This is a genomic window from Priestia sp. SIMBA_032 (assembly GCF_046535215.1).
Lineage (GTDB): Bacteria > Bacillota > Bacilli > Bacillales > Bacillaceae_H > Priestia > Priestia aryabhattai.
This window is the reverse complement of record NZ_JAWRXD010001747.1, coordinates 1-228: the sequence shown is the minus strand read 5'-3', so window position 1 is coordinate 228 and position 228 is coordinate 1. Positions and strand designations below refer to the sequence as shown.

Here is a 228-nt window from a genome sequence, read left to right as displayed (position 1 = left end):
CCGACCGTAATTGGTGCACTTTGGTTCTCTGTGTTCGGCGGGACTGGTATTCACATGGAGCTGTTTAGTGATGCACCTGTCTTTGAAAAAACTAAAGAGCTGGGAACAGAAGTAGGATTATTCGCCATGTTTGATCAAATGGGAAGCTTTGGATCAGCTTTATCTGTTTTAGCGATTCTTCTTATTTCTACCTTCTTTATTACATCTGCAGACTCTGCAACATTCGTT

The 228-nt window shown here is 41.7% G+C and carries 1 protein-coding gene; it reads left to right on the top strand.

Annotated elements, in window-relative coordinates:
* Nucleotides 1-228: BCCT family transporter (locus SB717_RS40185; RefSeq protein WP_410908988.1), on the top strand; the 228-nt coding region annotated here is incomplete at both ends.